The organism is Pectobacterium betavasculorum (assembly GCF_000749845.1).
Lineage (GTDB): Bacteria > Pseudomonadota > Gammaproteobacteria > Enterobacterales > Enterobacteriaceae > Pectobacterium > Pectobacterium betavasculorum.
This window is the reverse complement of the sequence record NZ_JQHM01000002.1, coordinates 533,797-559,057: the sequence shown is the minus strand read 5'-3', so window position 1 is coordinate 559,057 and position 25,261 is coordinate 533,797. Positions and strand designations below refer to the sequence as shown.

The 25,261-nt window shown below is 51.2% G+C and carries 18 protein-coding genes and 1 pseudogene; 10 read left to right on the top strand and 9 right to left on the bottom strand.

Features of this window, described 5'->3' with window-relative positions; genetic code table 11:
- Positions 1-7: 7 nt before the first annotated feature.
- Genes KP22_RS21295 through KP22_RS10040 form a run of 4 tightly spaced genes read left to right on the top strand, consistent with a single transcriptional unit; the run spans position 8 to position 12,412 of the window.
- Positions 8-892: a metallophosphoesterase family protein gene (locus tag KP22_RS21295; RefSeq protein ID WP_052012507.1), complete on the top strand. Its 885-nt coding sequence runs from the start codon at positions 8-10 to the stop codon at positions 890-892.
- Positions 889-2,103, top strand: a complete 1,215-nt coding sequence (locus tag KP22_RS10050; RefSeq protein ID WP_039323992.1) for an MFS transporter — start codon at positions 889-891, stop codon at positions 2,101-2,103. Before KP22_RS21295 ends, KP22_RS10050 begins: the two co-directional genes overlap by 4 nt.
- Before the next feature lie 38 nt (positions 2,104-2,141).
- Positions 2,142-11,648 carry a non-ribosomal peptide synthetase gene (locus KP22_RS10045; protein ID WP_039323991.1) on the top strand — a complete coding sequence of 3,169 codons (9,507 nt, stop codon included), beginning with the start codon at positions 2,142-2,144 and terminating at the stop codon, positions 11,646-11,648.
- Positions 11,649-11,659: 11 nt separating this feature from the next.
- Positions 11,660-12,412 carry a thioesterase II family protein gene (locus KP22_RS10040; protein ID WP_039323990.1) on the top strand — a complete coding sequence of 251 codons (753 nt, stop codon included), beginning with the start codon at positions 11,660-11,662 and terminating at the stop codon, positions 12,410-12,412.
- A gap of 2 nt (positions 12,413-12,414) precedes the next feature.
- Here the strand turns inward: KP22_RS10040 and KP22_RS21680 are convergent.
- Positions 12,415-12,621, bottom strand: a pseudogene (locus tag KP22_RS21680) (Arm DNA-binding domain-containing protein); the annotation flags it as partial.
- Positions 12,622-13,011: 390 nt separating this feature from the next.
- Here KP22_RS21680 and KP22_RS10035 point away from each other — a divergent pair.
- The 3 genes from KP22_RS10035 to KP22_RS10025 all read left to right on the top strand — a co-directional run bounded on the left by KP22_RS10035 (position 13,012) and on the right by KP22_RS10025 (position 14,191).
- A complete protein-coding gene (locus KP22_RS10035) occupies positions 13,012-13,305 on the top strand; it encodes a type II toxin-antitoxin system TacA family antitoxin (protein ID WP_038921611.1) in 294 nt (97 codons plus the stop codon).
- On the top strand, positions 13,302-13,790 hold the full coding sequence (locus KP22_RS10030; RefSeq protein WP_039323986.1) for a GNAT family N-acetyltransferase: 489 nt from the start codon (positions 13,302-13,304) through the stop codon (positions 13,788-13,790). Before KP22_RS10035 ends, KP22_RS10030 begins: the two co-directional genes overlap by 4 nt.
- A 206-nt stretch (positions 13,791-13,996) precedes the next feature.
- Positions 13,997-14,191 (top strand): YlcI/YnfO family protein, encoded by a 195-nt coding sequence (locus KP22_RS10025; protein ID WP_039323985.1) that lies wholly within the window; start codon positions 13,997-13,999, stop codon positions 14,189-14,191.
- A gap of 104 nt (positions 14,192-14,295) precedes the next feature.
- Here KP22_RS10025 and KP22_RS10020 read toward each other — a convergent pair whose 3' ends face one another.
- A complete protein-coding gene (locus KP22_RS10020) occupies positions 14,296-15,576 on the bottom strand; it encodes a tyrosine-type recombinase/integrase (protein WP_039323984.1) in 1,281 nt (426 codons plus the stop codon).
- Between the two features lie 393 nt (positions 15,577-15,969).
- Here KP22_RS10020 and KP22_RS10015 point away from each other — a divergent pair, with 393 nt between their 5' ends.
- Together KP22_RS10015 and KP22_RS10010 are read left to right on the top strand one after the other, a co-directional pair.
- Positions 15,970-16,263 (top strand): type II toxin-antitoxin system TacA family antitoxin, encoded by a 294-nt coding sequence (locus KP22_RS10015; protein ID WP_039323983.1) that lies wholly within the window; start codon positions 15,970-15,972, stop codon positions 16,261-16,263.
- Positions 16,260-16,748 carry a GNAT family N-acetyltransferase gene (locus KP22_RS10010; protein WP_039323982.1) on the top strand — a complete coding sequence of 163 codons (489 nt, stop codon included), beginning with the start codon at positions 16,260-16,262 and terminating at the stop codon, positions 16,746-16,748. Before KP22_RS10015 ends, KP22_RS10010 begins: the two co-directional genes overlap by 4 nt.
- A 214-nt stretch (positions 16,749-16,962) precedes the next feature.
- On the opposite strand, the gene KP22_RS10005 is transcribed toward KP22_RS10010, so the two are convergent.
- Both KP22_RS10005 and KP22_RS10000 read right to left on the bottom strand, forming a co-directional pair.
- The gene (locus tag KP22_RS10005) at positions 16,963-17,655 is read right to left on the bottom strand and encodes a hypothetical protein (RefSeq protein WP_052012506.1); all 693 of its coding nucleotides are present in this window, start codon (positions 17,653-17,655) and stop codon (positions 16,963-16,965) included.
- Positions 17,656-17,683: 28 nt separating this feature from the next.
- Positions 17,684-18,004 carry a hypothetical protein gene (locus KP22_RS10000; RefSeq protein WP_039323981.1) on the bottom strand — a complete coding sequence of 107 codons (321 nt, stop codon included), beginning with the start codon at positions 18,002-18,004 and terminating at the stop codon, positions 17,684-17,686.
- Between the two features lie 907 nt (positions 18,005-18,911).
- On the opposite strand from KP22_RS10000, the gene KP22_RS09995 reads away from it, so the two are divergent.
- Positions 18,912-20,045 (top strand): hypothetical protein, encoded by a 1,134-nt coding sequence (locus tag KP22_RS09995; RefSeq protein WP_039323979.1) that lies wholly within the window; start codon positions 18,912-18,914, stop codon positions 20,043-20,045.
- Between the two features lie 664 nt (positions 20,046-20,709).
- Here KP22_RS09995 and ccdB read toward each other — a convergent pair.
- The 5 genes from ccdB to KP22_RS09965 form a co-directional block, all read right to left on the bottom strand.
- Complete coding sequence (gene ccdB, locus KP22_RS09990) at positions 20,710-21,015, bottom strand: type II toxin-antitoxin system toxin CcdB (RefSeq protein WP_039323977.1); 306 nt, start codon at positions 21,013-21,015, stop codon at positions 20,710-20,712.
- A gap of 2 nt (positions 21,016-21,017) precedes the next feature.
- Entirely contained in the window at positions 21,018-21,236 is a 219-nt protein-coding gene (gene ccdA, locus KP22_RS09985; protein ID WP_015855076.1) for a type II toxin-antitoxin system antitoxin CcdA, read from the bottom strand.
- Positions 21,237-21,294: 58 nt separating this feature from the next.
- Positions 21,295-22,038, bottom strand: a complete 744-nt coding sequence (gene mobC, locus KP22_RS09980; protein WP_039323975.1) for a MobC family replication-relaxation protein — start codon at positions 22,036-22,038, stop codon at positions 21,295-21,297.
- 898 nt (positions 22,039-22,936) lie between these two features.
- Positions 22,937-23,278 carry a hypothetical protein gene (locus tag KP22_RS09970; protein WP_039323971.1) on the bottom strand — a complete coding sequence of 114 codons (342 nt, stop codon included), beginning with the start codon at positions 23,276-23,278 and terminating at the stop codon, positions 22,937-22,939.
- Between the two features lie 452 nt (positions 23,279-23,730).
- Positions 23,731-25,011 (bottom strand): tyrosine-type recombinase/integrase, encoded by a 1,281-nt coding sequence (locus KP22_RS09965; RefSeq protein WP_039323969.1) that lies wholly within the window; start codon positions 25,009-25,011, stop codon positions 23,731-23,733.
- Between the last annotated feature and the right edge of the window lie 250 nt (positions 25,012-25,261).

The window sequence follows — 25,261 nt, the reverse complement described above, 5'->3', positions numbered from 1 at the left end:
GCGTGCGATGCGGATCCTGGCGCTCTCCGATATTCATGTCGATCAGGCGGAAAATCTAGCCTGGCTGATGCAGCTCTCGCGTGACGACTATCGTGAGGATGTGCTGCTACTGGCCGGTGACGTTTCCCATGATGCTACACGCTTTGCCGATGCACTCAGCATGTTACGACAGCGTTTTGCGCAGGTGTTTTTTGTGCCGGGTAATCATGACTTGTGGTTGATGCGTCAGGAAGCTGGGGATTCACTGGCAAAGTTTCATTATTTGCTGGCGCTGTGTCAGAAATTGGGCGTACGCACCCAGCCACAGACGCTGAATTTTCTTGGGAAAACAGTGACGATACTGCCGCTGTTTTCCTGGTATATGCGTCCAGAAGAGGGCGTAGAAAGTTTGTATGTCCCCTGTACGCAGGAGCAGCATGTCAGCCACTGGTGTGATAACTACTTGATCCGTTGGCCTGACTCCCTTGGCATCAGTCCAGCACGTTATTTTTTACAGCTCAATGAGCCCTACCTTGCCGCTTGTCCCGCCGGAGAAGTGATCACGTTTAGCCACTTTCTCCCTCGTAGTGAATTGATGCTCTCGTCACTGACTGATGAGGCAGTAACCCGCGTGACCAGCGGAAGCGGATTTAACTTCAGCCGTGTGGCGGGTACGACGCTGCTTGATCAGCAACTGCGTCGCGCGCGCGCCACGCGGCATATTTATGGTCATCAGCACCGCAATCGCGTCCGGTCACTGGCTGGCGTGACCTATTTATCTTGTTGCCTCGGCTATGTTGCTGAGCGCAACACACAGCGTATTGATCTGAGTCAGGGAGCCCCACTGGATGTTTTCAGTCGCTCAACCTGTCATCAGCATATGGAAGAGTCAGGACAGGTGAACATACGATGAAAGCAAGTAACAAAGCGATTTATATTGGTATTATGACTTCCTGTATGCTGGATTCAGTGGCGGTTGGAATATTACTGCCAGTGATCCCTCTGTTGGCGATTGAGATGGGCGCGAATGCAGTGATCATTTCTGCGCTGGTTTCGATTCAATTTATCTGTGGTGCGCTGGGGTCGCCGATCCTTGGGCGAATTTCGGATCATATGCCACGCGGGGTATTGCTGCTGATCTCGCTGATCGCCATTGCGCTATGCTACTGGGGACTGGCATTTACCTCATCGTTATTGATGTTGTTTGTTTTACGTGCGGTGATTGGTTTTATGAGCACCAATCTGGTGATTCTCGAATCCATTATTTCGCAACTGACCAATAACAAAGAGCGTAGCGCTGGGATCGCTCGATTACGATTAGGATCGACCGCAGGTTTGATCCTGGGCCCTGGCCTCGCCGGGCTTCTAGGGCACTTCCACATTATGCAGGGGCTGCATGAACTGCTCGTGCTTTCTGCCTGCATGTCGAGTCTTGTACCGCTGGTGATCGCCTGGACGCTGCGCGGTCAACTGACAACCAATCTGACGGCCGCTCGTCCCAAAAACCCCTACCGCAATGTGCTGAAACTCTTTTTTGCCAATGCCAATATTCGCGATTTTGCGCTGATTAAAGCGCTTATTGCGGTCTGTTTTTCGCTGCTGATGACCATCGCACCTCTGTGGGCCGTACACGCAGTGGGCTGGACCACCACCGAACTTTCCATGTTGGTCGCCGTCTTTGGTCTGTCACTCTTTTTCATCCAGGTGGCCATAGCCACCAACCGAGCACGTTGGCTGACCAGTAATCTTTCACTGTTTCTCGCTTGTCTGGTCGTGGTGCCGGGCTTTGTGATGCTGATTGTCGCCCCGAGCGGGTTGGCTCTGTTTCTCTGCTGCGTCGGTTTGGGACTCAGTTCCGCAGTGGTAAACATTGTGGTGCCTTCCACTATCAGCAAGATGGCTTTCTTTGACGTTGGTGCAGTGCTTGGAATGGTCTCCACTACGGTGCTGGTGGCCAGTACTGTCGGGCCCTTGGTGTTTGGTGTCGTATATCAAACATGGGGAGGGGGACTCACCTGGGCATGTGGATTGCTTTGTGCACTGGTCGCCTGCTGGCTGGCAATGAAATATGTCGGTAAATCCAGCGAGATTGACGAGTCGTTACCTGGGCGTGAGTTGCCGTAAGTGCAGCCAATTTAACCTTTTAATTGTGGCAGGTGAGCATGGAACAACTGGAACAACTCAGCCCGATACAGACCGATATTTGGCTGGATATCAATGTCGGCAGTGAACAGAATTACGGTATCGGTGCCCACTGGAAATTGGCAAATAAGCTCAGTCTGTCAGAGCTTAAGCTTGTCCTGACATCGTTAGAGACGGCGTTGGCTCCGCAGGTCAGTGTTGTGAATGCGGCGTTGGGCGTGACGCTGAAACAGGGGATCCATTTTAGTCAACAGCACTGTATGGCGGCGCAAGTGGCGGACATCGCCCAACGATGGATTCGCGATCCCTGGGATTTCAGTCAGCAATTGGTTCGCGTACTGCTGCTGGAGTTGGACAATGGTGAACAGAATCTGGTGGTGGGAAGCCATCATCTGGTGTTTGATGGTGCGGCCATTGTCCTTTTTTCCCGAGCGCTGTGTGGTGAAGTACCGGAGGTAGCGGAAGGGCAGCAGCCGTTTGTGTTACTGACCGATAGCCTGCGCCAACGTTTTGATTGTCAGGATACGCTGGCATTTTGGCAGCAGCACGCGGCTTTATTAACGCAAACGGGTGAAGACAGCGGTCAGCGTCATCCACAGGAAGCGACTACGTTAATTGATGTACCGATTCCATGCGAGGGATTGGACGCCGTTTGCCGTGCTGCGCGCATTAACCATCCGTTCTACTTTAAATCGCTGTTCGCCTGGGTTGCAGGGCAGTTATATGGCTATGACGAGGGAATTGCGCTTCAGGAGATCGTCAATCACCGCAGTGCTACATCGGCACAGTTATTAGGTAACTTTTCCAGTTTGGTGCCTTTCGTGCTGCCATTTGGCTCGGCACAGCATTTTGGCGACCTACTGCAACAAGGCCGTGAATTTCAGCGTCAGCGCAAAGGGTTTGAAGCGCTGACCCAACTCACCTCTCGTCATCAAGGGCTGACCAGTAACGGTCTGCGGTTTATTTATAACTTCCATGGCTATTCGCGGGCGCTATTGCAAAGCAGTCGCCTGGAGTTAGTGAACAGTTGGACCAGTGAAGATGGCGGAGCCTTACAGTTTTATCTTTATTATCGTAGTGACGGTGCCCTGCATGCCAAGTGTTCTCACCCACAAGGGGTTGCCGCTGCACAACAATTTACCGACTGTCTGATTCACGTTCACCAGCAGTTGCTGGCGGGAACGACGGCGCTGGATAAGTTAGAGTTGGTCAGTGAAGTCGATCGCGCGCAGTTATTACGCTGGAATGCGACCGAGAAGGCCTTTGACGATCGGCAAACGTTACACGTACTGTTCGAACAGCAGGCGAGACGTACACCTCAGGCGATTGCTGTACAGGACGATGATAACAAATTGAGTTATCAGCAGCTTGACTCGCAGTCCAGTCAATTGGCGCATTACTTGCGTTTACAAGGTGTTGGACCAGACTGCCGGGTGGGGATGTTTATTGAGCGCTCCTGCGACATGCTGATTGGCATTCTGGGCATACTGAAAGCAGGGGGAGCCTGGCTGCCTTTGGATAGCGAATATCCTGATGCCCGATTGGCTTATATGTTGGCAGATGCGCAATCCGAGGTGGTGCTAACGACGAAGGCGCTGGCGCCACGCTTGCGTTTGCTGCTGGCTGAACAGCCCGCTTATGTGGTTGTACTTGACGACAGCGATACATTGGCTCAGATAAAGCAGCAGTCAACAGCAGCGATGTCGATGGAGACGCTGGAGCTAACCTCACGTCATCTGGCCTATGTGATTTATACCTCTGGATCGACAGGGAATCCGAAAGGCGTGATGCTGGAGCATCGCGGTGTGGTGAATCGCCTTGCATGGATGCAGTCAGCGTTTAAGCTGACCGCGGACGATACCCTGCTACAGAAAACGCCGTTTGGTTTTGATGTCTCGGTATGGGAACTCTTGTGGGCAGTATTAGTGGGGGCGAGATTGGTGTTTGCTCGCCCTGGTGGACATAAAGATCCGGCATATCTGCATCAAGTGATGGCGCAGCATCGCGTCACGCTGGTGCATTTCGTTCCTTCTATGTTACGGCTGTTTATTGACAGTACGGCGACGAATTCTCTGCCCGATCTGAAAACCATCGTTTGTAGCGGTGAAGCCTTACCCGTAGAAACCTGGCAAGATACTTTGAACTACCTGCCGCAGGTCGCGCTATGGAATCTTTATGGGCCGACGGAAGCGTCGATCGACGTGACCTGGTGGTGTGGTGAAGCCGGGCGACGCTACCGTACCATCCCTATTGGCAAACCGATTGATAACACGACGTGTTATGTGGTCAATCGTCGTCTGCAATTGCTGCCGCCTGGGCTGGCGGGCGAACTTTGTCTTGGCGGCGTGGGTATTGCCCGTGGCTACCTAAACCGACCTGACCTGAGTGCTGAACGTTTCCTGCCTGATCCATTTTGTACTCAGCAAGATGGTGTGTTGTATCACACTGGCGATTTAGTGCGTTACCAACCGGATGGCAATATTGAGTACCTTGGGCGTATTGATGACCAGGTAAAAATTCGGGGGTTGCGAATTGAACTGGGGGAAATAGAACAACAGATGTTATCACTGCCGTTTGTTAGCGCGGCGGTGGTGGTGGCGCGTAAAGATGCGCACGGTGAACAGCATCTGCTGGGTTACTATAGCCTCAATCCAAGCGCTGCATTGCCAACGAATCGAGACGCAGAGATGCGCGCGGTGTTGCACAAGCAATTACCCGATTATATGGTGCCAGCACTGCTGATTGCACTGGACGTTATGCCGCTGTCTGCTAATGGAAAAATCAACCGTAAGGCATTGCCTGAACCTCATTTCACGCGAGATACCCAGAGTTATATTGCCCCGCAAGGCCACGATGAGTGCACGTTGGCAACGATTTGGGCTACGTTGCTGCCAGTAGAGGCGACGGTAATCGGAGCCAGCGATAGCTTTTTTGCTCTGGGCGGCCACTCGCTGTTAGCTGTGCGCTTATTGGCTGAAATTCGTGAGCATATGCAAGTGGAGTTGACGATCCGTGACCTGTTTGACTCGCCTCACTTGTCGGAGCAGGCTGCGCTGATTACCAGTAAACGAGGTGGTGAACTGCTTCCGCCCGTGCTGCCACAGCCGCGTGATTCTCTGGTACCAGATATAGGCTTCCCACTCTCTTTTTCCCAACAACGTCTATGGTTGCTCGATCAACTGATCGCTGACAGTAGTCTCTATAATATTTCTGCGCTGCTACGCATCGAAGGCGAGTTTCAAGCGACGTTGGCTGAAAACGCTTTTCGCTTATTGATTGATCGTCATGAGCCACTGAGAACGGTGTTTTGTGTAGAGAATGATGAGGCTCGGCAGGTGATTCGTGCTGCGTTTAGCTTCCAGTTAGATCAGGTTGATCTCAGTCTGCTTCCAGCAAGCCAGCAACAGCAATCTATTCTGGAAGCCGCAGAACGTGACGCACGGCAACCATTTGATCTGTCTAAAGACGTGCTGCTGCGAGCGGCCTTTCTGCGCACCAGTGCAGATGAAGGCGCTCTGTTGGTTACCGTCCATCACATCGCGGCAGATGGATGGTCGATGGCCGTACTCATTGAGGAATTCCGTACGCTGTATCAGACGCTGCTGGCCGGGGAAGCCCCGTCACTACCAGCACTGCCTGTTCACTATATCGATTATGCCCACTGGCAGCGTGAATGGGTGCAGCGGCCTGCTTATCAGGTTCAGCTTGCATGGTGGCGACAGCAACTGATGGATTTGCCGTTAGTACATAGCCTGCCGCTCAGTCACCCGCGACCGTTGCAGCAGAGTAGCAACGGTGAACGTTATTGCTTCTCGTTGACAGCAGACACCACTCTGGGATTACAACAGCTAGCCAATGAGGAAGGTGCTACGCTATTTATGCTGTTGCATGCCACCTTTGCCTTGCTGTTGTCCCGCCATGGCAGCAGCCAGGACATTGTGATTGGTGTTCCGGTCGCGAACCGTTCTCATTCGGTGTTGGCGCCGTTGGTGGGTTTTTTTGTTAACAGTCTGGTACTGCGTGTCGAGTGCGATCCCGATCTTGAATTCCGCCACTTTTTACGTCAGGTGAAAGCGGTCAATATTGATGCGCAAATGCATCAGGATGTGCCGTTTGAACAACTGGTCGAGGCGTTGAATCCTGAACGTAGTACCCGCCATACGCCGTTATTCCAAATTATGTTCAGTATGGATAACGATCTACTGCAACCGACTCCGGTTGGTAATTGCCATTTTGTCCGCCTGCCGCATCCGGTTACGCCCGCTCGTTTTGAGCTGTTGCTGAATGTGGTGGAGCAGCAGGGCGAATTGAAGTGCCAGTTTGACTACAATACGACGCTGTTTGAGGCTGACTATATTGCCCAACTCGCACAGCGCTTTGGTGAATTGATCAATAGCTTGTTACGTCAGCCTGAGATGGCGCTTGGTGCGTTGCCTATGCTTGATACCGGACAACAGCATCTTCTTCAGCAGTTCAACCCCGCTCCTCATCACTGGTCAGAAGCGTCGCTGCTACCCCAGCAAATCTTGCGTCAGGCGGCATTAACCCCACAACGTGTCGCGGTGGAATGGGGCGATCGGCAATTGAGTTATCTGCAACTGTGTCAGCAGGCGAGCCAGTTGGCACATTTCCTGCGGGAGCAAGGCATTGGTACAGATTCGCTGGTTAGCCTGGCGATGCCGCGTAGCGGTGAGGTGATGATTGGATTGCTGGCTATTGTGATGACAGGGGCGGCCTATGTTCCGATTGATCCAGATTATCCGACAGAGCGGATACGCTTCATGCTGGAGGACAGTGGCGCTAGCTGGTTGCTGACTCACAGTACGGTGGTTGATACGCTTGGCGCCAGTTTGCCCCCAGAGGTGCAGGTATTGACGCTGGACGATCCTGCTTTACGACAGACGCTAAGCGTTTATCCGACGCAGCCGCCTGTATTTACGCAAATCCCAGCCGATCGGCATCTGTTATATGTTATCTACACCTCTGGTTCGACGGGGCGTCCGAAAGCGGCTCAGGTGACGCATCATGGCGTGAATAACCTGCTGCACTGGTATGTTGGCGAGCTTCAGGCCGGAGAAGACGATCGGCCGCTAATTATCAGTTCTCTGTCTTTTGACCTTACGCAGAAAAATCTCTGGTCTCCGCTATTACAGGGCGGGTGCGTGGTGTTCTCTACGGTTACGCAGTATGACGTCGGGCAAATTGTGCAGGAGATAGCTCTGCATCAGGTGACACGCATTAACTGTGCGCCAAGTGCCTTCTATCCGTTGGTGACAGAACGTGAAATGTGGACGCATCTTGTTAGCTTGCAACAGCTGTGGCTCGGTGGAGAAAGTATTGCGATGAATATCCTGCAACCTTGGTTGCAGCACAGCGGTTGTGCGCTGATTAATTCCTATGGTCCCACTGAGTGTACGGATGTCGTGTCGTGGCATCGCGTTGCACTTGAAGAGGATAATCCACCGATTGGGCGACCGATTAGTAATACCCAACTTTATGTTCTCAACAGCCACCTTTCATTGTGTCCAGTGGGTACGCCCGGTGAACTCTGGATTGGCGGCGCAGGGGTTGGGCTGGGCTATTTGGGGCGGCCGGAACTCACTGCCGAGAAATTTATTGCCGACCCGTTTAGTGATGATCCACAGGCGCAGATCTATCGCACTGGGGATCTGGCTCAATGGCAGGCTGATGGTCGCATTGCTTATCTGGGACGGATGGATGATCAGGTTAAAATCCGAGGGTTCCGCATTGAACTAGGGGAAATCACTCAACACTTGATGCAGCATGAGCATGTTTCCGCTGCTACGGTAATCGCCAGAGAAGGGCAAACGCCTTCACTGGTAGCCTTTGTCGTCGCGAATGATCCCGTGCTGACACCAGCATCGTTGCGTCAGCATCTTCTGGTATCGCTTCCCGGTTGGATGGTTCCTGCGCAAATTCTGTTACTGCCAGCTTTGCCGCTGACGCCCAATGGTAAAATTGACAAAAAAGCGCTGCTGGCGTTACCAATGCCTGAGGCATCTTCAGAAATAATGGCCACCGTCCGTACGCCTGTCGAAGCGGGGGTCGCAGCCATCTTTGCTGAGGTTCTTGGTATCAGCCAGATCGGCGTTGATGACAATTTCTTCGAGTTGGGTGGGCATTCACTGTCGGCAACCCAGGTTTTGGCACGTCTGCGCCATCGTTTTGCGCCGGATCTGGCATTACATACGCTGTTTGAAAATCCTACGGTGGCGACATTGGCTGCTGTGCTCGGTGAGAGCTTACCTCTTCCATCTGCACTGACCATCCAACCGCAGCCGGAAAATGCTCCGCGGGTGCTCTCCTTCGCGCAACAAAAAATCTGGTTTATGCAGCAACTGATGCCGGACAGCAGCGCCTACAACCTATTCAGCGCGCTGCAACTGGAAGGAGAACTAAATGTTGTGGCGTTGCAGCAGGCATTTAACCAACTGCGCGCACGTCACGCGGTGTTACGCACCCGTTTCGCGGACGAGGATGGTACGCCAACGCTGATGCCCATCGCGGCGCAGCCTGTTGAGCATCACGATTTGCGTATGCTCGCGGCGGCTGAGCGACAGTCGCAAATTGAGGCGCTGGTGGATGCAGCCGCGAATCGACCTTTCCGCTTGGCAGAAAATGAGTTACTGCGTGTGAGTTTGTTGCACTGCGAGGAGCAGCGATATGTGCTGCTCCTGACGCTACATCACATTATCGCTGATGGCTGGTCGGTCGGTGTGATGATTGATGAACTGGTTCAATATTACCGTCAGATTCTGTCTGCTCGTACGGTGGCGTTACCTGTACTAGCGATTAATTACAGCGATTATGCCGCCTGGCAGCGTGAGCAACTGAGCGGCGAACGGATGCAGCAACTAGAGCAATATTGGTTGAAGCAACTGAGCGGCGATCTACCACTATTGCAACTACCTGCCGATTTTCCTGAGGACGAAAGTGTGGGATCGCAAGGCGATAGCCTGACCCTGTCGTTGGATTCCGGCACATTGCGACGTTTGCATAATTGCTGCCAGCAACATAATGCCAGCCTATTTATGCTGTTGCTAAGTGCTTTTGGATTACTGCTGAGTCGTGTTACAACACAGCAGGATCTGGTCATTGGTGCCCCCGTTGCCGGGCGCACGTTGCCGGAAACAGAACCGTTGTTGGGCTGCTTTATTAATCCGTTACCCCTGCGCGTGAAGGTGGTCGATGAGGCAACGTTCAGTTCGTTGCTGATGCAGGTACGGCAGGTTTGCCTTGATGCCTGGGATCACCAGGAAATGCCCTTTGAGCGATTGACCGAGCTTCTGCGTCCAGAACGACGCCTGAATCAAAACCCTATCTTCGACGTGATGCTCAATATGCTCAATGCGCCGCAGGGGGATAAGCAGCTTGATGGCATCACGGTACGTGAGCTGAAGTTGACGCAACCGCAGGCGAAATTTGCACTGACCCTCTATGCGCAAGAACGTGAAGGTGAGTTGGTGCTGGAATGGGTCTGGCCGCAAGCGCGCTATGGGCATGGACAGATACGCGCGTTGGCGGAACAGTTGATTACACTGCTGGAACAGGTTGCTGATGATGCTGAGCAGCCGTTGCAAAGCTACTCGTTATTGACCGTTGCCGCACGACAGTTTTTACCTAACCCTCAGGCGCCGCTGTCATCTGCTGCGATCACCACCGTACCGGCGCTATTTGCCGACAGTGCCCGACGGTTTGCGATGCTGACCGCGATTGAACAGGGGGAGCGGCTGTGGAGTTATCAGGAGCTGGCAGAAACCGCCGCTTACTATGCCGCACAGTTGCGTACAACGGGCGTACAACCCGGTGAGGTGATTGCCATCCACGGTTCGCGCAGCTTTGGTCTGATTGCAGCGATGTTGGCTGTCATGCAGGTGGGTGGCGTGATGCTGTTATTGGATAAAAATCTGTCGCTGCCTCGTCGTCAGGCAATACTCAACGAGGCGAAGCCGCAACAGTTGTTGTCTGTTGTTTCCCCTGATGCAGCCATTACTGATATTTGCGACGATCGACGTTGGAGGCAGGTGACGCCGATCGACGCATTGGCTACCCAGCATGCCGAGGTTATTTCTCCAACCGTTGACCCTTTGGCGGCGTGTTATCTGTTTTTTACCTCTGGCACAACCGGTACGCCGAAGGGAATTATCGGTCAGCAACAGGCGCTGGCTCACTTCTTACAATGGCAACGAGACACCTTTGCCATCGGTCCAAACGATCGCTGTGCACAACTGACTGCACTCAGTTTCGACGTGGTGCTGCGCGATATTCTGACACCGCTTATCAGCGGCGCAACGCTCTGTTTGCCGCCTGTTGAGGAAGATCTTTCTGCGGGGACGTTGTTCCCTTGGTTCCGACGTCAGCGCATTACTATTTTTCACACCGTGCCGACTATCGTGAAATCCTGGCTGCTGACGATTGACCAGATTGCTGCGCTGCCGGATCTCCGACGGCTGTTTTTTGCCGGTGAGCTACTTCCGGCTAACCTGGTACGCCAATGGCAAGCCCTGGTCAGCGCGGAGGCGGAGATCATCAATCTCTATGGCCCGACGGAAACGACATTGGCGAAAAGTTTCTATCGTGTGCCTGCGGTTGGGCGCTTACCGCAAGCATTACCGGTGGGACAGGCGATAAGTGCCAGCCAGATTTTGGTGCTTAACGCGCAGCGCCAACAGTGTGGTATTGGCGAGCCGGGCGAAATAGTTATCCGTACTCGCTTTCCGTCGTTGGGCTATTTACAAGGTGGGCGACAGGCTCCTGCCTTTATCCACAACCCGTTTTCCGAGCAACCGGATGATATTTGTTATTTTACTGGGGATGTTGGGCATGTGCGCCATGATGGCGTTGTTTGCCTCATGGGGCGCCGCGACGATCAGGTGAAAATCCGCGGTATGCGGGTAGAGCCTGGTGAGATTGGTGCAGTACTGTTAAGCCATCCTGCTATTCAGGATGTTGCAATTACGGTTTTTAGTGATGCGCAAGATGAGAAACGTATTGCCGCTTATTATGTTGCCGCACAACCTGTGCCGGAAATAGAGACATTGCGCCAACATCTACAGGCTCGTTTACCAAGCTATATGTTACCAGCGGCTTGGGTTGCGATCGATCGCCTGCCGATAACGCCGAACGGTAAACTGGATCGCCGTCAATTGCCTGACCCTCGAGCGGCGATAGCGTCGGGAAGAAGCCTGGGTTACGTTGCACCTTCCAGTGAACTGGAACAGCAGCTAGCTACGGTGTGGGCTAGCGTATTGAAGATCGAAGCCCCTGGCATCAGAGACAACTTTTTTGATATTGGCGGCCACTCTCTATTGCTATTACAGGTAAAAAATCAGTTAGAGGCCGCGTTGCAGCGTGATATTCCAGTAGTAGTGTTGTTTCAGTATCCCACTATTGCTGCGTTGGCGGCTTGGCTGGGCGAACAGGTTCCGCAACAAGATCTGATGGCGGAGGCTGATGCGCGTATCAGAAAACGCCGTGAGGCGTTGCAGCGCCGCCGACATCGTTAACAGGAGAAATAATGTCACCGTGGTTTCACACATTACTGCCGCGTCCAGCGGCAGTCGTGCGATTAATTTGCCTGCCATTCGCAGGAGGGAGCGCCAGCCATTATCAACCCTTTGCCAACGGATTACCTTCGTGGGTCGAACTTTGCGCTGCCCAACTACCGGGGCGTAGCACGCGCCTGCGTGAAGCGCCTTGCCTGCGGATAGCTGAGGTCGTTGAGGCGTTGCGTCAGCATATTCCGCTCGATAAACCTTGGCTGCTATTCGGTCACAGCTTGGGGTGCCGTTTGGGTATGTCATTAATGCAGGCGTTGCAGGAACACGGGCAGCGTTTGCCTCTTCATTTTATTGCTTCAGGCTGCCGGCCACTGCATCTGATTCGTGACATATCGCCGATGTCATCGCTTTCCGACGCCGCATTTATCCAGCGGCTGCAAGGGTATGGAGGGACGCCGCCGGAATTGCTGGCTCATCAGGAACTGATGGCGTTGGTTTTGCCTATGTTACGGGCTGATTTCCGCTTGGTAGAGGATTACCACTTGTCCTCTGCTACACCATTACCACTACCCGTTACGATAATGGGAGGGCGCCAGGATCAGAATGTTCCAGTGATGGAGTTGCCACAGTGGCAGACGTTGTTTACCGACCCTGCGACGGTTCTGTTATTTGACGGTGGGCACTTTTTTATTCAGCAGCAGAGGCAAGCGGTGCTAGAGGCGCTGGTGCAAATTTTGCGGCGCTATCATGTTGGCGAGATCATTGAATAGACTTCTGCCAGCGTAGTCTGTGGATAGGGACCAAAGGCCAGACGGTTCTCTTTACCGCTAAGGCGATAGCGGAAATACCATAGCTTAGCGCCGCTGGGTGATACCGTGAGGTACAGGCCTTGCGAGTCAGTGAGCTTACAAGATTTTGCGAGAGGTTTCGCGGATCTGACTTTGCTGTCAGTTAACCTATGAGGATCACTCCCGTTCATCGAACTGAATGACCCGCAATCTGACCCACAAATTCCCCGATACGAAGGGATAAATCAAAACGCATCGGAAAAGATTTTTACGCCAACTTATTGAATCGTAACAACATAGGGATTGATAAGGGGGCATAAAAAAGGAAAAGTGGCAGACTCGGGAACATTCAGCTTTCTATGAAGTTGAAATGTAACATAAATTTTAATCGTGGCTGTTGTCAAGACCCGTGGGTTGACTCATGTTTTCTATTGAATATCATAACGCTGGGATATATGTGCGATAAATAGCCCAGTGATTTCCTTTGGTTCGGTTCCCTATGATGCCGATAAATCGTAATGACATTAGCGTTACGGCTGCTGTATGATTAATATCCAGAGAGTATATTCGAGGATAACATCATGCCAGCGACGAACAGCGTTTCTGTTAAACGCGAAACATTGAATTTACGCATCAAACCCGCAGAACGGGATCTGATTGATCGTGCTGCGAAGGCTAGAGGAAAGAATCGCACTGATTTTGTCCTTGAGGCTGCGCGTGCTGCCGCAGAGGAAGCGTTGATCGATCAGCGCATCATCATGGCAGATCCCGACGCTTATCAGGAATTCCTTGCCCGTTTGGATCAGGCCCCTGCACCAAATGCCGCGCTGCGTAAAACTATGCAAACGCCTGCACCGTGGGAACAGAAAAAATGATCTCTGCTCCTGAGCCACTCCACGCCGAACATGCACTTTCCTCATTCTGTTGCGGTGTGGAGTCTATGGATAACTGGCTAAAACTGCGGGCGATGAAAAATCAGGTCACTGGTGCATCACGAACTTTCGTCAGTTGCGATGATTCAAAAGTGTTGGCGTATTACTCATTGGCTTCCAGTGCCGTTGCAACGAATGCCGCTCCCGGACGTTTTCGCCGCAATATGCCCGATCCGATCCCGGTCGTGGTGCTGGGTCGTCTGGCAGTAGATAAATCATTGCATAGTCAGGGTGTTGGCCGGGCGCTGGTACGTGATGCTGGGCTAAGAGTGATTCAGGTTGCTGATACTATCGGCATTCGCGGGATGTTAGTTCATGCGCTGTCTGATGAGGTGCGTGATTTTTACCTGCGGGTGGGATTTGAGCCTTCACCGATAGATCCGATGATGCTGATGGTGACGTTGGCGGATTTGGTGGGGAACGTTTGATGCTTAATTGGATTCCAGCATAAGCTTGTTTGCGCTAATGTTGTGGTCAGAAGCCCGGTTAGTGTTAGCGCACTGCCGGGTTTCGTTTTTCACCATGAATTTGCTCTTGGTGTTCATACACCTTAGCGCTAGGTGCACATACACGTCAACGTGTTTAAAAATATTTTTCCTTGTATAGTGTGCGTTCAGCGAGAAAGGAAAACGGCATGCCTACAGGTTCTAAAAACAAGCGTTCGACCACAAAGGGAATTCGCTTCCCGCATGAGCTTATCGAAGAAATAAACGCCAGCGTTGCACAGGAGAGAACGGAAGATCCCGACGCTAATTTTTCAGCCTGGGTTCTGGATTCTTGCAACCGAAAACTGGCAGCGCCAAAACGCGATAAGCCAGTGAAATCCTGACGTATAAGAAATGTTTGGCAGAATGCTCGAATGATTTTACGAAAAGCTCCTGACGGGTTTTCTATCACATAGAAAGCCCGTCAGGAGCCAACAAGCGTAGCGCGTTAGCCAGCCGTATAACTTCGCGCATAAATATACGGTGCGACATATCCTTCACGGTTGACGTCCAGATAATCCGACCACCACTGCATCATTTCGATTCTGGCTTCCAGATGCTCCGCTTTATGCACGTAAGCCGCCCGTACGCCGTTGCGCTCTTTGTGGCTCATCTGTCGCTCAATGGCGTCTTTTGACCAGCGTCCGGACTCGTTCAGGGCGCTACAGGCCATTGTCCTGAAGCCGTGGCCGCAGATTTCGGTTTTGGTGTCGTAGCCAATCACGCGCAGCGCCTTGTTGATGGTGTTTTCACTCATCGGCTTGTTCAGGGTATGTGCACCCGGAAAAACGAAGACCGATTCGCCAGAATACGCCTGAATCTGTTTCAGCAGGGCGACCGCCTGCCGTGACAGCGGCACCAGATGTTCATCCTTCATTTTTGCGCCACGCTCTGAGAACCGCACGCCATCTACCGCTTCGCGCTGGGCGGGCACGCTCCAGATATGTGCTTTTAGATTGAATTCATCCCAGCGGGCAAAACGCAGTTCACTGGAGCGCAGAAACACATGCAGATTCAGCTCCAGCGCAAGACGGGTCAGCATCCGGCCTTTGTAGTTCTCCATCTTCTCCAGCAGTTCAGGCAGGCGTTTCAGCGGCAGGGCGGGGTGATGTTGGGTCACGACCGGGGTCACGACGCCATCCAAATCGTAAGCCGGATTATATTTAATCACGCCCTGCTGGACGGCGTGGCGCATGATTTTAGTCAGGTGCTGGCGTATCCGTCCGGCGACGTCATGCACGCCTTTGTCGTCAATCGCCTTAACCAACTGCGCAAGATGGTGGGTTTCAACCTGCGTGATATCCATCGTGCCAATCGCGGGGAAAACGTAGCGTTTCAGGCAGGTGAGGATTTTATCGGCGTGCGCGTCTGACCAGAGCTTGAAGCTGCTGGTGTGCCATGCTGTCGCGACATACTGAAAGGTGTTGGATTCATCAACTGCAGGATTGTTCGTTTTGCGAAGTTGGGAAGGGCTGATGCCGGATGCCAATAGCTTACGTGCCGCATCGCGCTTTTCGCGGGCTTCTGCCAGTGTGATTTGAGGGTAGGGGCCAAAGGCCAGACGGCTTTCTTTACCGCCGAAGCGATAGCGGAAATACCATAGCTTAGCGCCACTGGTAGATACCGTGAGGTACAGGCCTTGCGAATCAGTGAGCTTATAAGATTTTGCGAGAGGTTTCTCAGATCGGACTTTACTGTCAGTTAACCTATGAGGATCACTTCCGTTCATCGAACTGAATGACCCGCAATCTGACCCACAAATTCCCCGATACGAAGGGATAAATCAAAACGCATCGGAAAAGATTTTTACGCCAACCCATTGAATTTAAACAATATAAGAATTCATAAGGAAGCATAAAAAAAGAATAGTGGTGCCGGACTCGGGATCATTCAGCTTTCTATTAAATTGAAATGTAGCATAAATTTTAACCGTGTCTGTTGTCAAGACCCGCAGGTTGACCCGTATTTTTATAAATAGATCAGAATGATGGGTCACATGCGATAAAGAAATACCCGGTTCGTTCCTTTGGTTCGGTTCCCATGGTACTAATAAATCGTAATGACATTAGCGTTACGTTTGCTGTATGATTAATATCCAGAGTGTATGTTAGAGGATAACATCATGCCAGTGACGAACAGCGTTTCTGTTAAACGCGAAACATTAAATTTACGCATCAAGCCCGCCGAACGGGATCTTATCGATCGTGCGGCGAAGGTCAGAGGGAAAAATCGCACCGATTTTGTCCTTGAAGCTGCTCGTGCCGCCGCAGAAGAGGCATTGATCGATCAGCGGATCATCATGGCAGATCCTGAGGCTTATCAAGAATTCCTTGCGCGCTTGGATCAAGCACCCTCGCCGAATGCCGCACTGCGTAAAACCATGCAAACTTCTGCACCGTGGGAGCAGAAAAAATGATTTCCGCCCCTGAGCCACTTCACGCTAAACATGAACTTTCCGCATTCTGCTGCGGCGTGGAGTCTATGGATAACTGGCTGAAACAGCGGGCGATGAAAAATCAGATAACGGGTGCATCCCGTACATTCGTTTGCTGCGATGACGCTAAGGTATTGGCGTATTACTCATTGGCCTCCAGCGCCGTTATGACAAACGCTGCACCTGGGCGTTTTCGTCGCAATATGCCCGATCCGATTCCTGTGGTGGTGCTGGGTCGTCTGGCGGTAGATAAATCATTACATGGTCAGGGTGTTGGCCGAGCGCTGGTACGGGATGCTGGGCTACGGGTGATTCAGGTGGCGGATACTATCGGCATTCGCGGGATGCTGGTTCATGCGCTGTCTGATGAAGCGCAGGAATTTTACCTACGGGTGGGGTTTGAGCCTTCACCAATAGACCCGATGATGCTGATGGTGACGTTGGGGGATTTGGTGGGGAGCCTCTAATCTTAGAATGGCACTATGTTTGGTAATATCAAACATTTTTGTGGAACTAAAACGGGTGTGTTTACAAATTGAGTTGCCTTTTATTATGGAGGCTCTGTCGTGGATAGTGGCCATCTGACGCAGCGCTAGGGCGAACGGGTAATCGGTGGCTACAAAAAGTGAAACCGGCGCAATATGCGCCGGAACGGCAAGTAAAATCATATCTGCTCTTCAGCTATGTGGGTTGTTGGTCGGCTGCTTGAATATCGATATCCCCTTCAGCCCTTTCCCTGCAACGCTGTGCTCGATTTTTGCGCTCGCGTCGCCATACGTTCCACATCTGCGGCATCGCAGACCACTCGGTAGCATCCAGTCGTGTCGAGGGAAGCCCTGCCGTTTTACGCAAGCGAATGGCCAGTATCAGTGCTTTCAGCCCCAACCGGGCGTACTGATACTGCCGCTCTTTAAAGCTATCGTTGTAAAAAGGTGCCCAGTCATATTCCGAAATGCTGGCAATAAATCTGTTGGCTTCATTCTGCAGGATAGGCAGTTCACGAATTCTGTACATTATTCTTACTGGAAGGGTGCGCCAGTCCCCAGTAACCTCATCCATTTTGAGCTTGGGGGGCTGTACACTGACAGAATATTCTCCTTGCAAATCTGGTTCGCCGCTATCAGCGGCTACCTGCGAGCACTCATCTGCAAACCGTTCCAGCAGGAAGACTAGTTCGGTTGTAATAAACAGATGTTCCTCTTTACGTTTTCGTGTTGCAGTCGCTTCCTCGCGTTTACGCGTAAAATGGTGTGATAGACCCACACCTCCGAGTGCTGCACCGGCGGATGAGATTGCTGTGATAATCTGTGGCCACAGACCGACGCTGTCTTTGATAACTTTCACACCCTCGGTAGCGATAATCCAGTCAGTCATACATATTCCTTTGTTGATACCCCAGCCATCATTTTCCCCTGGCAATCAGATGAAATTTCAGGCGTTCATCCAGAGGGATGGCATCGGTAGGCAACGCGGCACTGGGTCGGCATTGGGTAGTTTTCCAGTCTCCACATAGCAGCCAACCGTTAGGGCGTTCTTCTCGGTGTGCCACCGTTCTGCCGTCACCGGTAATGATGTTCGGCAGGTACCACTGGCTTTGATCGAAAGGATATCGTTCAAGACAGTCTTTCCCGTGTGGTGACGTTAACCACAACGCGGAGTGTCCGACTTTTTCCAACTCAATCAAAATTTCATATAATGGTCGTGGATTTATTGCTTGTGACATTCAGTACTCCTTTTCTGTTCATTGATGCAAAACAAGTCATCATATCTCGTAATCAAAATACGTCACCTGACGAATCATCCCATCCCTTTAATTGGTATAGTGACAATTATCAAAGGAGTAATCACATAAAGAAATAATAATTTTATTGATGATCTGATGATCTGATGATCTGATGATCTGATGATCTGATGATCTGATGATCTGATGATCTGATGATCTGATGATCTGATGATCTGATGATCTGATGATCTGTAATTGTATTGGTAAATTATCGAATCACCCTTTATAGAAGATCCGACTTTTCAACAATAGGCAGCTTTTAGAAATGTAGGATGGCAAGGCAGGTAAAAAACACGGTTTTTCCCCTGCCGCACCGTCACGGCTTCGATATCTGGTGGCATCGACCGCTGATGTGATACTGTATCTGGTGTTATTGCGGCGGAGCCGAGAGGGGAGGGATAAATCCGAGAATAGTGACTTCGAATCTGCAGTAGCGAATGCAAAATTATATAACCAACCGAGCTGTTTATTAATAAATTTAACGAGAAAGATTATAGTTGATGTTTAAACCTGACTTTTAATTTATAAGGCGGCACAGTGTTTATATTCACATATAAAACCGTAGCTCGAATGGTTTTACTATCCGTTCAAATTCCAGCATGGTGTAGTATTAAACCATGACGATAAAATCGTTTGTCGAGCACTCCTGACGAAACTTTTAGGTAGCGAGCAGGCCTGAGGATAAATTGCCCATCAGATCAGGCACGAATTTGGTAGCTTCGGTGCCGGCTACAGACTCACTGGATAGCGCCATGTCAGTAAGAACAGAAGAGATTGCATATGCTATGAAACGTAGCCTAGAAGTGGATTCTGCTGTGAACATCACTGTGTATGTACAGGAGGTCGTATGAGCGATCAGAATTCGCTGGACAAAAAAACCGGAAAGGGCAGCTCGTTTTTGGCCAGGGCAAGCGAAGAACTTCTGGCCATAAAAAACGATCGGGCTCTCAGCAAGGTAGCAAGCCGAACATTTTGGGCTGCTGTCAAAAAAATCCCCGTTGCCGGGGATCTCTTGGAAATCCTAGGGGAAGCGCTTGCTGGACTTGCTGACCGGGAGAGGGATTTCCGCCAGCGGCGTCTGGAGGATTACATCTGCGGTCTCATAGAGATCAATCGTAAAGACCTCGATATCCAGGATGATGATTTACTGGTGGCCATCCGCCGGGTAATTCAGGATGATGAGGTCGGAAAGGCTGAATACTATGCCCGTCTGACCGTCCGGATGGTGGAAAGTGAGGTGGATATGAGGGATAAACTCCATTTCCTGAGCATGCTCAGTGAGCTGACCTGTTCACAAATAGAGTATGCCCTTGCTTTTTATATCCGCGATACGGTGCCCCTCTGTGGCTATCCCGATTGTGCTTCTGCCGTCAACGAGTGGGTCAGTCAGAGCGACGGCCGGAGTTTGCGTGCCCGAAGTAATCTAGTAAGTTGGGGACTTTTACAGGAAGAGCAACTGGTTGCCGGACTGGACGGTGCCTCTGGGATAGCTTACAGGCGAACTGAAGACCTGGAGAGGATGATAACGTTTTTGTTTGAGGAGACTGATCGTCAGCCTAATGTAATCGGCAAACAGACCAAAGCCGCGTTTGATGTGATCATTATCGACCACATGAAGTCCACAGATGATCTTTATCTTGAACATCTGCGTCTGAAACTGGAAAAAGCGCAACTGAGTGTTGACATCGCTAGCCGTACTTCTGACCATCAGGTGCAGAAAATAGCTCGACTCTATGTCTGGAATAATTTACTCAAGGACAATTCGCCAGGTATCAATAAAGAGTTCGTACAGATCAAAATACTGGACGCTCCGCCTTCAGTAGGCATGCCTCGGTCTGACAGCCTTCGTACGTTTAAACTGGAGCTCGAACAATTTAACAACAACGAGAATCCCAATAGACAGTGCGCTGGTTCTACGGCGGAACTGATAAAAGTACTGGACATGGTGGCCGACAGACTGATTACCCTGCTTAGGCAGTGATATCTGGTCAGATCTTAACGCCATTGCACGAATACTCTACGGGGCTGGTTTCGGCCCCTTTTCAACGCGGTTCTGTGAGTCCCGATTACAGATACCGCCGTTCCAGCTGGGTAGTCAGTCTCTGTGTTTCCGCTGCATTCTTGGTGCGTTCCCAAGCTAATTTTGGTATTGGTAGTAGCTATATCCGCCCGTACTATTCAGCCAAATCACCGATATTCACAATCTCAAAACGTCTTCTGGTTTCGTGCAGCTCTCTGTTAGGGCTGGCTTATTCTGGCTACACGATGCAGTAAATGGCGTGCTTGATCATCACGCCATTTCTCTATTATTTCAGACGTGCTCTCCGTCAGTCCTTAAGAAGCTCATTAAACTGCTCGGAAATTGACTAAAGTGACATACTGTTGCTGAACATATTTCCAGAGCATGTGGTTGATAACCGCAGTTATTCCTGGTAGGGAAGGTAGTGTTTGACTACGAGCAGGTGTTTACAGACCAGCAAATCTCTTCACCGGAAGAAGTTACCTATCGCGAATTTCTGGATGAACTGTATTTCCAGTGTAAGTATCCCGATAAATTGACAAATTCACTTTTAGAAACTTTTCAACACGCTGATGTCCTGGATATAGCCATGAGTAAAGTTCAATGCAAACATGCTGAACCCCCTTCAAATCCCCCAAAACATAAGATTAATAGCATCCTTAATCTCGTCCGCGTAGTTGCCAAGATACGCGATTTCTCCACAAATCACCTCAACAGGAACGCTCGATAGCTCAGTAGTCATCAGCCGATAATCTTCTCCATCGATGCGGATCAGAGGGAACAGTGTTTTATTCACTTTCTCAGACAAGTGATGTGATTCAATAAGCGGGATGACCATGCGCCGCTTTGGTGTGTCGACAATATCACTCTGGACATCGACAAACATTTTGTAGTGACTGGCTCTTTTGTATTCATAAACAATGAATTGCATGATCACCAGTTCCTGTTTTCATCCGCAAAGGAGCCATTCTGAGCGATAAATCGGGCGACTTCTTCCATCCCCTCACGGTTTTCTTTCTTCCACTCCTCAGCCTTGATACGGCGGGCTTCTTTGCCAATGGCATCATTTACCAGACCAGAAATATTGACTCCGGCAGCACTCAGAACCTGATAATTGTCTTTGTCCACGGTAACGCTGACGCGGTGTTTCATGATAGTGCTCCTCTCGTGTGCATACTTTGAGTATATACTCCGCGTGGTTGTTCAGCAATTAGTCAAAATTTAACGCTAACCGTTTAAGTTCATCAACCGTATAAACCCGAAAAACATTGCGCTGCTTTGCTTCCAGCAGGATACGCTGATGATTCACGATGACGTGTTTGATGTTATTGAACAGCAGTTCGATAGCCCGTTTTTTCTGTGGGTCTGGCACGATATAGAAAACGTACATCCAGCGCTTTTGAGTACGCGCCAGTAAATGGTTGGTGATAATTGCCTGATAACGGGCCTTGGTTTTCAGATGTCGCTCAGTCTCCACGGCGATGACGGTTCCGTCTGGTAACGTTATCACCCCGGCCGGGCGATGATATACCTCATAGCGGCTGCGGAATGTTGAATTAGCGCCGCTGATCCACCCATAAGCGCCTTTCTTCTCAAGAAGGAGCCGTGTTAGCTGACGATCAAGGCGCTGTATCAGCGTCCAGCCAGTGACTTTCGAGGGCTCAAACCGTGCAGGAAAGCCATCCTCATGGGGTGTGACGACAACGGATAATCCGTCGTTGGTGATACCCCATAGTGAGATTTTTTCCATTCTTGTGCAAAACGTCTGTTTTTGAATGAATCCCATGTCGATGGCTTTTGCCAGCAGCAGATAAAGCGGCTTGTGATTTTTATAATCAAAAAGCAGCATCAGCGTTTTAAAATCGCTGTAGGTTTCTTCTTTCAGGAAGTTGAGAAGTATCTGGATCTTTTCGCAATGACGTTCGCGGCGTTCACGGTAATCAGAAATTAGCATTGATCCTCCTTTGTCTCTGGCTGCTTTTCTTTTTCGTCTTTCTCGCCTCATGGCCTCGGCTCATATTTCCGTGAATGACATGCGCCCATGCGATGTGCCGACAGCATGAGGCGAATGGGGTGGCCGCTTCGCAGCCATGCGCCGGAAAATACATTTCCCGGCACAAAACGGCGTGCGCCAGTTCATGCGGGCTGGACGCCCTTATTGCCTGGCACATGGGGGTAATGTCGCGGCTGGACGCCACGCCAAAACCCCCAAGGTCAACGGCGGCACACCGTCGCGCGCTACGCGCGACTACCCCCTTTGAGACGCTGTTTTTAGCCCACTTTTTCTTTTGCCCGTTGCGGTCAGCGAAAAAATGGGAAAACGCCTTCAAAGTGGGTAGTCGCGCCTCGCTACCGGCTTGTGGCCGGAGACTTAGCCACGACGGTGTGCGGGGCTGTCGCCCCCCAAATAAACCGACGCGTGGGCGCGTCTTTTTGCTCGCTGGGGCGGCAAAATTTATTCGGCTCCCCCCGGCCTGCTCGGTTTCCCTTGGGGGAAGCGCTCGCAGGTGGGTTCGGGCGACGCAAATGAGCCCTTTCTGCGAAATGGCATTTACTCGCCTCACACCACGGATGAATGCCCGCGAGGCGCAGGCCTTCACCCGCCTAAATCCGTCGCGTCCTGCGTCGTGCCTGAATGGCATGTTGAGCGCTGTAAATGTTGCGAAAATAAAACGTTCAGGCATGTCTTCTCCCCACTGGAATCAGCCAGTAGGGAAGGCTATCGGGAAAGGGGGAGGATGCCTGCAAACAACTCAATATCGGATAGGGAGAATTATTGTTATTGAGCCACGAAAGCAAAAAAGCTCTGACCTAACGGCAGAGCTTTAATCAGGCTGGCTATATTCAGATGGCTATCTGGCGGTGAGTGAATGTGCGCGTTTGTGCATCGTGGTAAGGGCAGGGATGAGTAAACTGATTGCCGTTAACCCGTGTCCCAACTGGCACAAGCTTTCTGGTGTCGATTCGCACACGTCATTATCGGCAAAGGTAATCAGCGCATCGCCAATGAAATTCAGGCAATGGCAAAGCCCGGCCTGTGTTTCGGCGCAATACTCTGTCACTTGCGAGAGTTCGTCATCGTCCATGTTTGAAAAATCCAGACGCGCCAGCGCGGCACTCATGGCAGAGTAACGGTTCTCATAATCCGGCAGTGATTGATAAGGCGAGCCCGTGTTACTATTGGTGTCAGCCATAGCATTAGTCCTCATAATGTTGTGGTCAGAGGCCCGGTTAGTGTTCCTAGCACTACCGGGCTTCGTTCTTTATTGTTGCAAAACACCATGTAATTGCGGTGTAATTACAACTATACCATGCTATGGAATTTGTAATTACAATGTCAAGTGAAAAATCAAAAACAGACCAGTATCAAATTCGGCTGTCCCACGAGTTTCGTGCGCAGTTAGAAGAACAAGCCCATAAGGATGGTGATAAGACATTGGCTACGTGGATAAAGCGTGTTCTGCGTAAGGAACTCCAGACTCGCGGTATTGAACCAAAAGGCTGAACGGTGGTTAAAGTCAGTTGATATAGCAAATCCTAACGTGTAAGAAACGTTTGGCAGAATGCTCGAATGATTTTAAGACAACGCTCCTGACGGGGTTTCTATCACATAGAAAGCCCGTCAGGAGCCAACAAGCGCAGCGCGTTAGCCAGCCGAATGACTCCGCGCATAAATATACGGTGCGACGTAGCCCTCACGGTTGACGTCCAGATAATCCGACCACCATTGCATCATTTCGATTCTGGCTTCCAGATGCTCCGCTTTATGCACGTAAGCAGCCCGCACGCCGTTGCGCTCTTTGTGGCTCATCTGTCGCTCAATGGCATCCTTTGACCAGCATCCGGATTCATTCAGGGCGCTACAGGCCATGGTTCTGAAGCCGTGGCCGCATATTTCGGTTTTGGTGTCATAGCCAATCACGCGCAGTGCCTTGTTGATGGTGTTTTCACTCATCGGCTTGTTCAGGGTATGTGCGCCGGGGAAAACGAAGACCGATTCGCCAGAAATCGCCTGAATCTGTTTCAGCAGGGCGACCGCCTGCCGTGACAGCGGCACCAGATGTTCATCCTTCATCTTTGCGCCACGCTCTGAAAACCGCACGCCGTTTACCGCTTCGCGCTGGGCGGGTACGCTCCAGATATGCGCTTTGAGGTTGAATTCATCCCAGCGGGCAAAGCGGAGTTCACTGGAGCGCAGAAAAACGTGTAGGTTCAGCTCCAGTGCCAGACGAGTGAGCATCCGGCCTTTGTAGTTTTCCACTTTCTCCAGCAGTTCAGGCAGGTGTTTCAGCGGCAGGGCGGGGTGATGTTGGGTCACAACCGGGGTCACGACACCGTCCAAATCGTAAGCCGGATTATATTTAATCACGCCCTGCTGGACGGCGTGGCGCATGATTTTAGTCAGGTGCTGGCGTACCCGTCCGGCGACGTCATGCACGCCTTTATCGTCAATCGCCTTAACCAACTGCGCAAGATGGCGGGTTTCAACCTGCGTGATATCCATCGCACCAATCGCGGGGAACACGTAGAGTTTCAGGCAGGTGAGGATTTTATCGGCGTGCGCGTCCGACCAGAGCTTGAGGCAACTGCTGTGCCACGCCATTGTGACAGACTGAAAGGTGCGGGATTCATCAACGGCGGGGTTGTTCGCCTTGCGAAGCTGAGAAGGGCTGATGCCGGATGCCAATAGCTTACGTGCCGCATCGCGCTTTTCGCGGGCCTCTGCCAGCGTGGTTTGAGGGTAGGGGCCAAAGGCCAGACGGTTCTCTTTACCGCCGAAGCGATAGCGGAAATACCATAGCTTAGCGCCGCTGGGTGATACCGTGAGGTACAGGCCTTGCGAGTCAGTGAGTTTGTAAGATTTTGCGAGAGGTTTCGCGGATCTGACTTTGCTGTCAGTTAACCTATGAGGATCACTTCCGTTCATCGAACTGAATGACCCGCAATCTGACCCACAAATTCCCCGATACGAAGGGATAAATCAAAACGCATCGGAAAAGATTTTCACGCCAACTTATTGAATCACAACAACATAGGGATTGATAAGGAAGCATAAAAAAGGAAAGGTGGTGCCGGACTCGGAATCATACTCACGATTAACTTGCTGTTAATTATCTATTTTATTGATATTTATCGTAAGCAGCGCCCCCACGAAAGCCCCCATAAAAAATCGCTTT

What these genes read in the sequence shown, in the direction of transcription:
- ccdA (WP_015855076.1), bottom strand. Translation starts at nt 21,236, where the DNA reads ATGAAACACCGCGTCAGCGTTACCGTGGACAAAGACAATTATCAGGTT.
- ccdB (WP_039323977.1), bottom strand. Translation starts at nt 21,015, where the DNA reads ATGCAATTCATTGTTTATGAATACAAAAGAGCCAGTCACTACAAAATG.
- KP22_RS10025 (WP_039323985.1), top strand. Translation starts at nt 13,997, where the DNA reads ATGCCTACAGGTTCTAAAAACAAGCGTTCGACCACAAAGGGAATTCGC.
- KP22_RS10005 (WP_052012506.1), bottom strand. Translation starts at nt 17,655, where the DNA reads ATGACTGACTGGATTATCGCTACCGAGGGTGTGAAAGTTATCAAAGAC.
- KP22_RS10030 (WP_039323986.1), top strand. Translation starts at nt 13,302, where the DNA reads ATGATCTCTGCTCCTGAGCCACTCCACGCCGAACATGCACTTTCCTCA.
- mobC (WP_039323975.1), bottom strand. Translation starts at nt 22,038, where the DNA reads ATGCTAATTTCTGATTACCGTGAACGCCGCGAACGTCATTGCGAAAAG.
- KP22_RS09970 (WP_039323971.1), bottom strand. Translation starts at nt 23,278, where the DNA reads ATGGCTGACACCAATAGTAACACGGGCTCGCCTTATCAATCACTGCCG.
- KP22_RS09965 (WP_039323969.1), bottom strand. Translation starts at nt 25,011, where the DNA reads ATGAACGGAAGTGATCCTCATAGGTTAACTGACAGCAAAGTCAGATCC.
- KP22_RS10020 (WP_039323984.1), bottom strand. Translation starts at nt 15,576, where the DNA reads ATGAACGGAAGTGATCCTCATAGGTTAACTGACAGTAAAGTCCGATCT.
- KP22_RS10045 (WP_039323991.1), top strand. Translation starts at nt 2,142, where the DNA reads ATGGAACAACTGGAACAACTCAGCCCGATACAGACCGATATTTGGCTG.
- KP22_RS21295 (WP_052012507.1), top strand. Translation starts at nt 8, where the DNA reads ATGCGGATCCTGGCGCTCTCCGATATTCATGTCGATCAGGCGGAAAAT.
- KP22_RS10015 (WP_039323983.1), top strand. Translation starts at nt 15,970, where the DNA reads ATGCCAGTGACGAACAGCGTTTCTGTTAAACGCGAAACATTAAATTTA.
- KP22_RS10040 (WP_039323990.1), top strand. Translation starts at nt 11,660, where the DNA reads ATGTCACCGTGGTTTCACACATTACTGCCGCGTCCAGCGGCAGTCGTG.
- KP22_RS10010 (WP_039323982.1), top strand. Translation starts at nt 16,260, where the DNA reads ATGATTTCCGCCCCTGAGCCACTTCACGCTAAACATGAACTTTCCGCA.
- KP22_RS10035 (WP_038921611.1), top strand. Translation starts at nt 13,012, where the DNA reads ATGCCAGCGACGAACAGCGTTTCTGTTAAACGCGAAACATTGAATTTA.
- KP22_RS09995 (WP_039323979.1), top strand. Translation starts at nt 18,912, where the DNA reads ATGAGCGATCAGAATTCGCTGGACAAAAAAACCGGAAAGGGCAGCTCG.
- KP22_RS10000 (WP_039323981.1), bottom strand. Translation starts at nt 18,004, where the DNA reads ATGTCACAAGCAATAAATCCACGACCATTATATGAAATTTTGATTGAG.
- KP22_RS10050 (WP_039323992.1), top strand. Translation starts at nt 889, where the DNA reads ATGAAAGCAAGTAACAAAGCGATTTATATTGGTATTATGACTTCCTGT.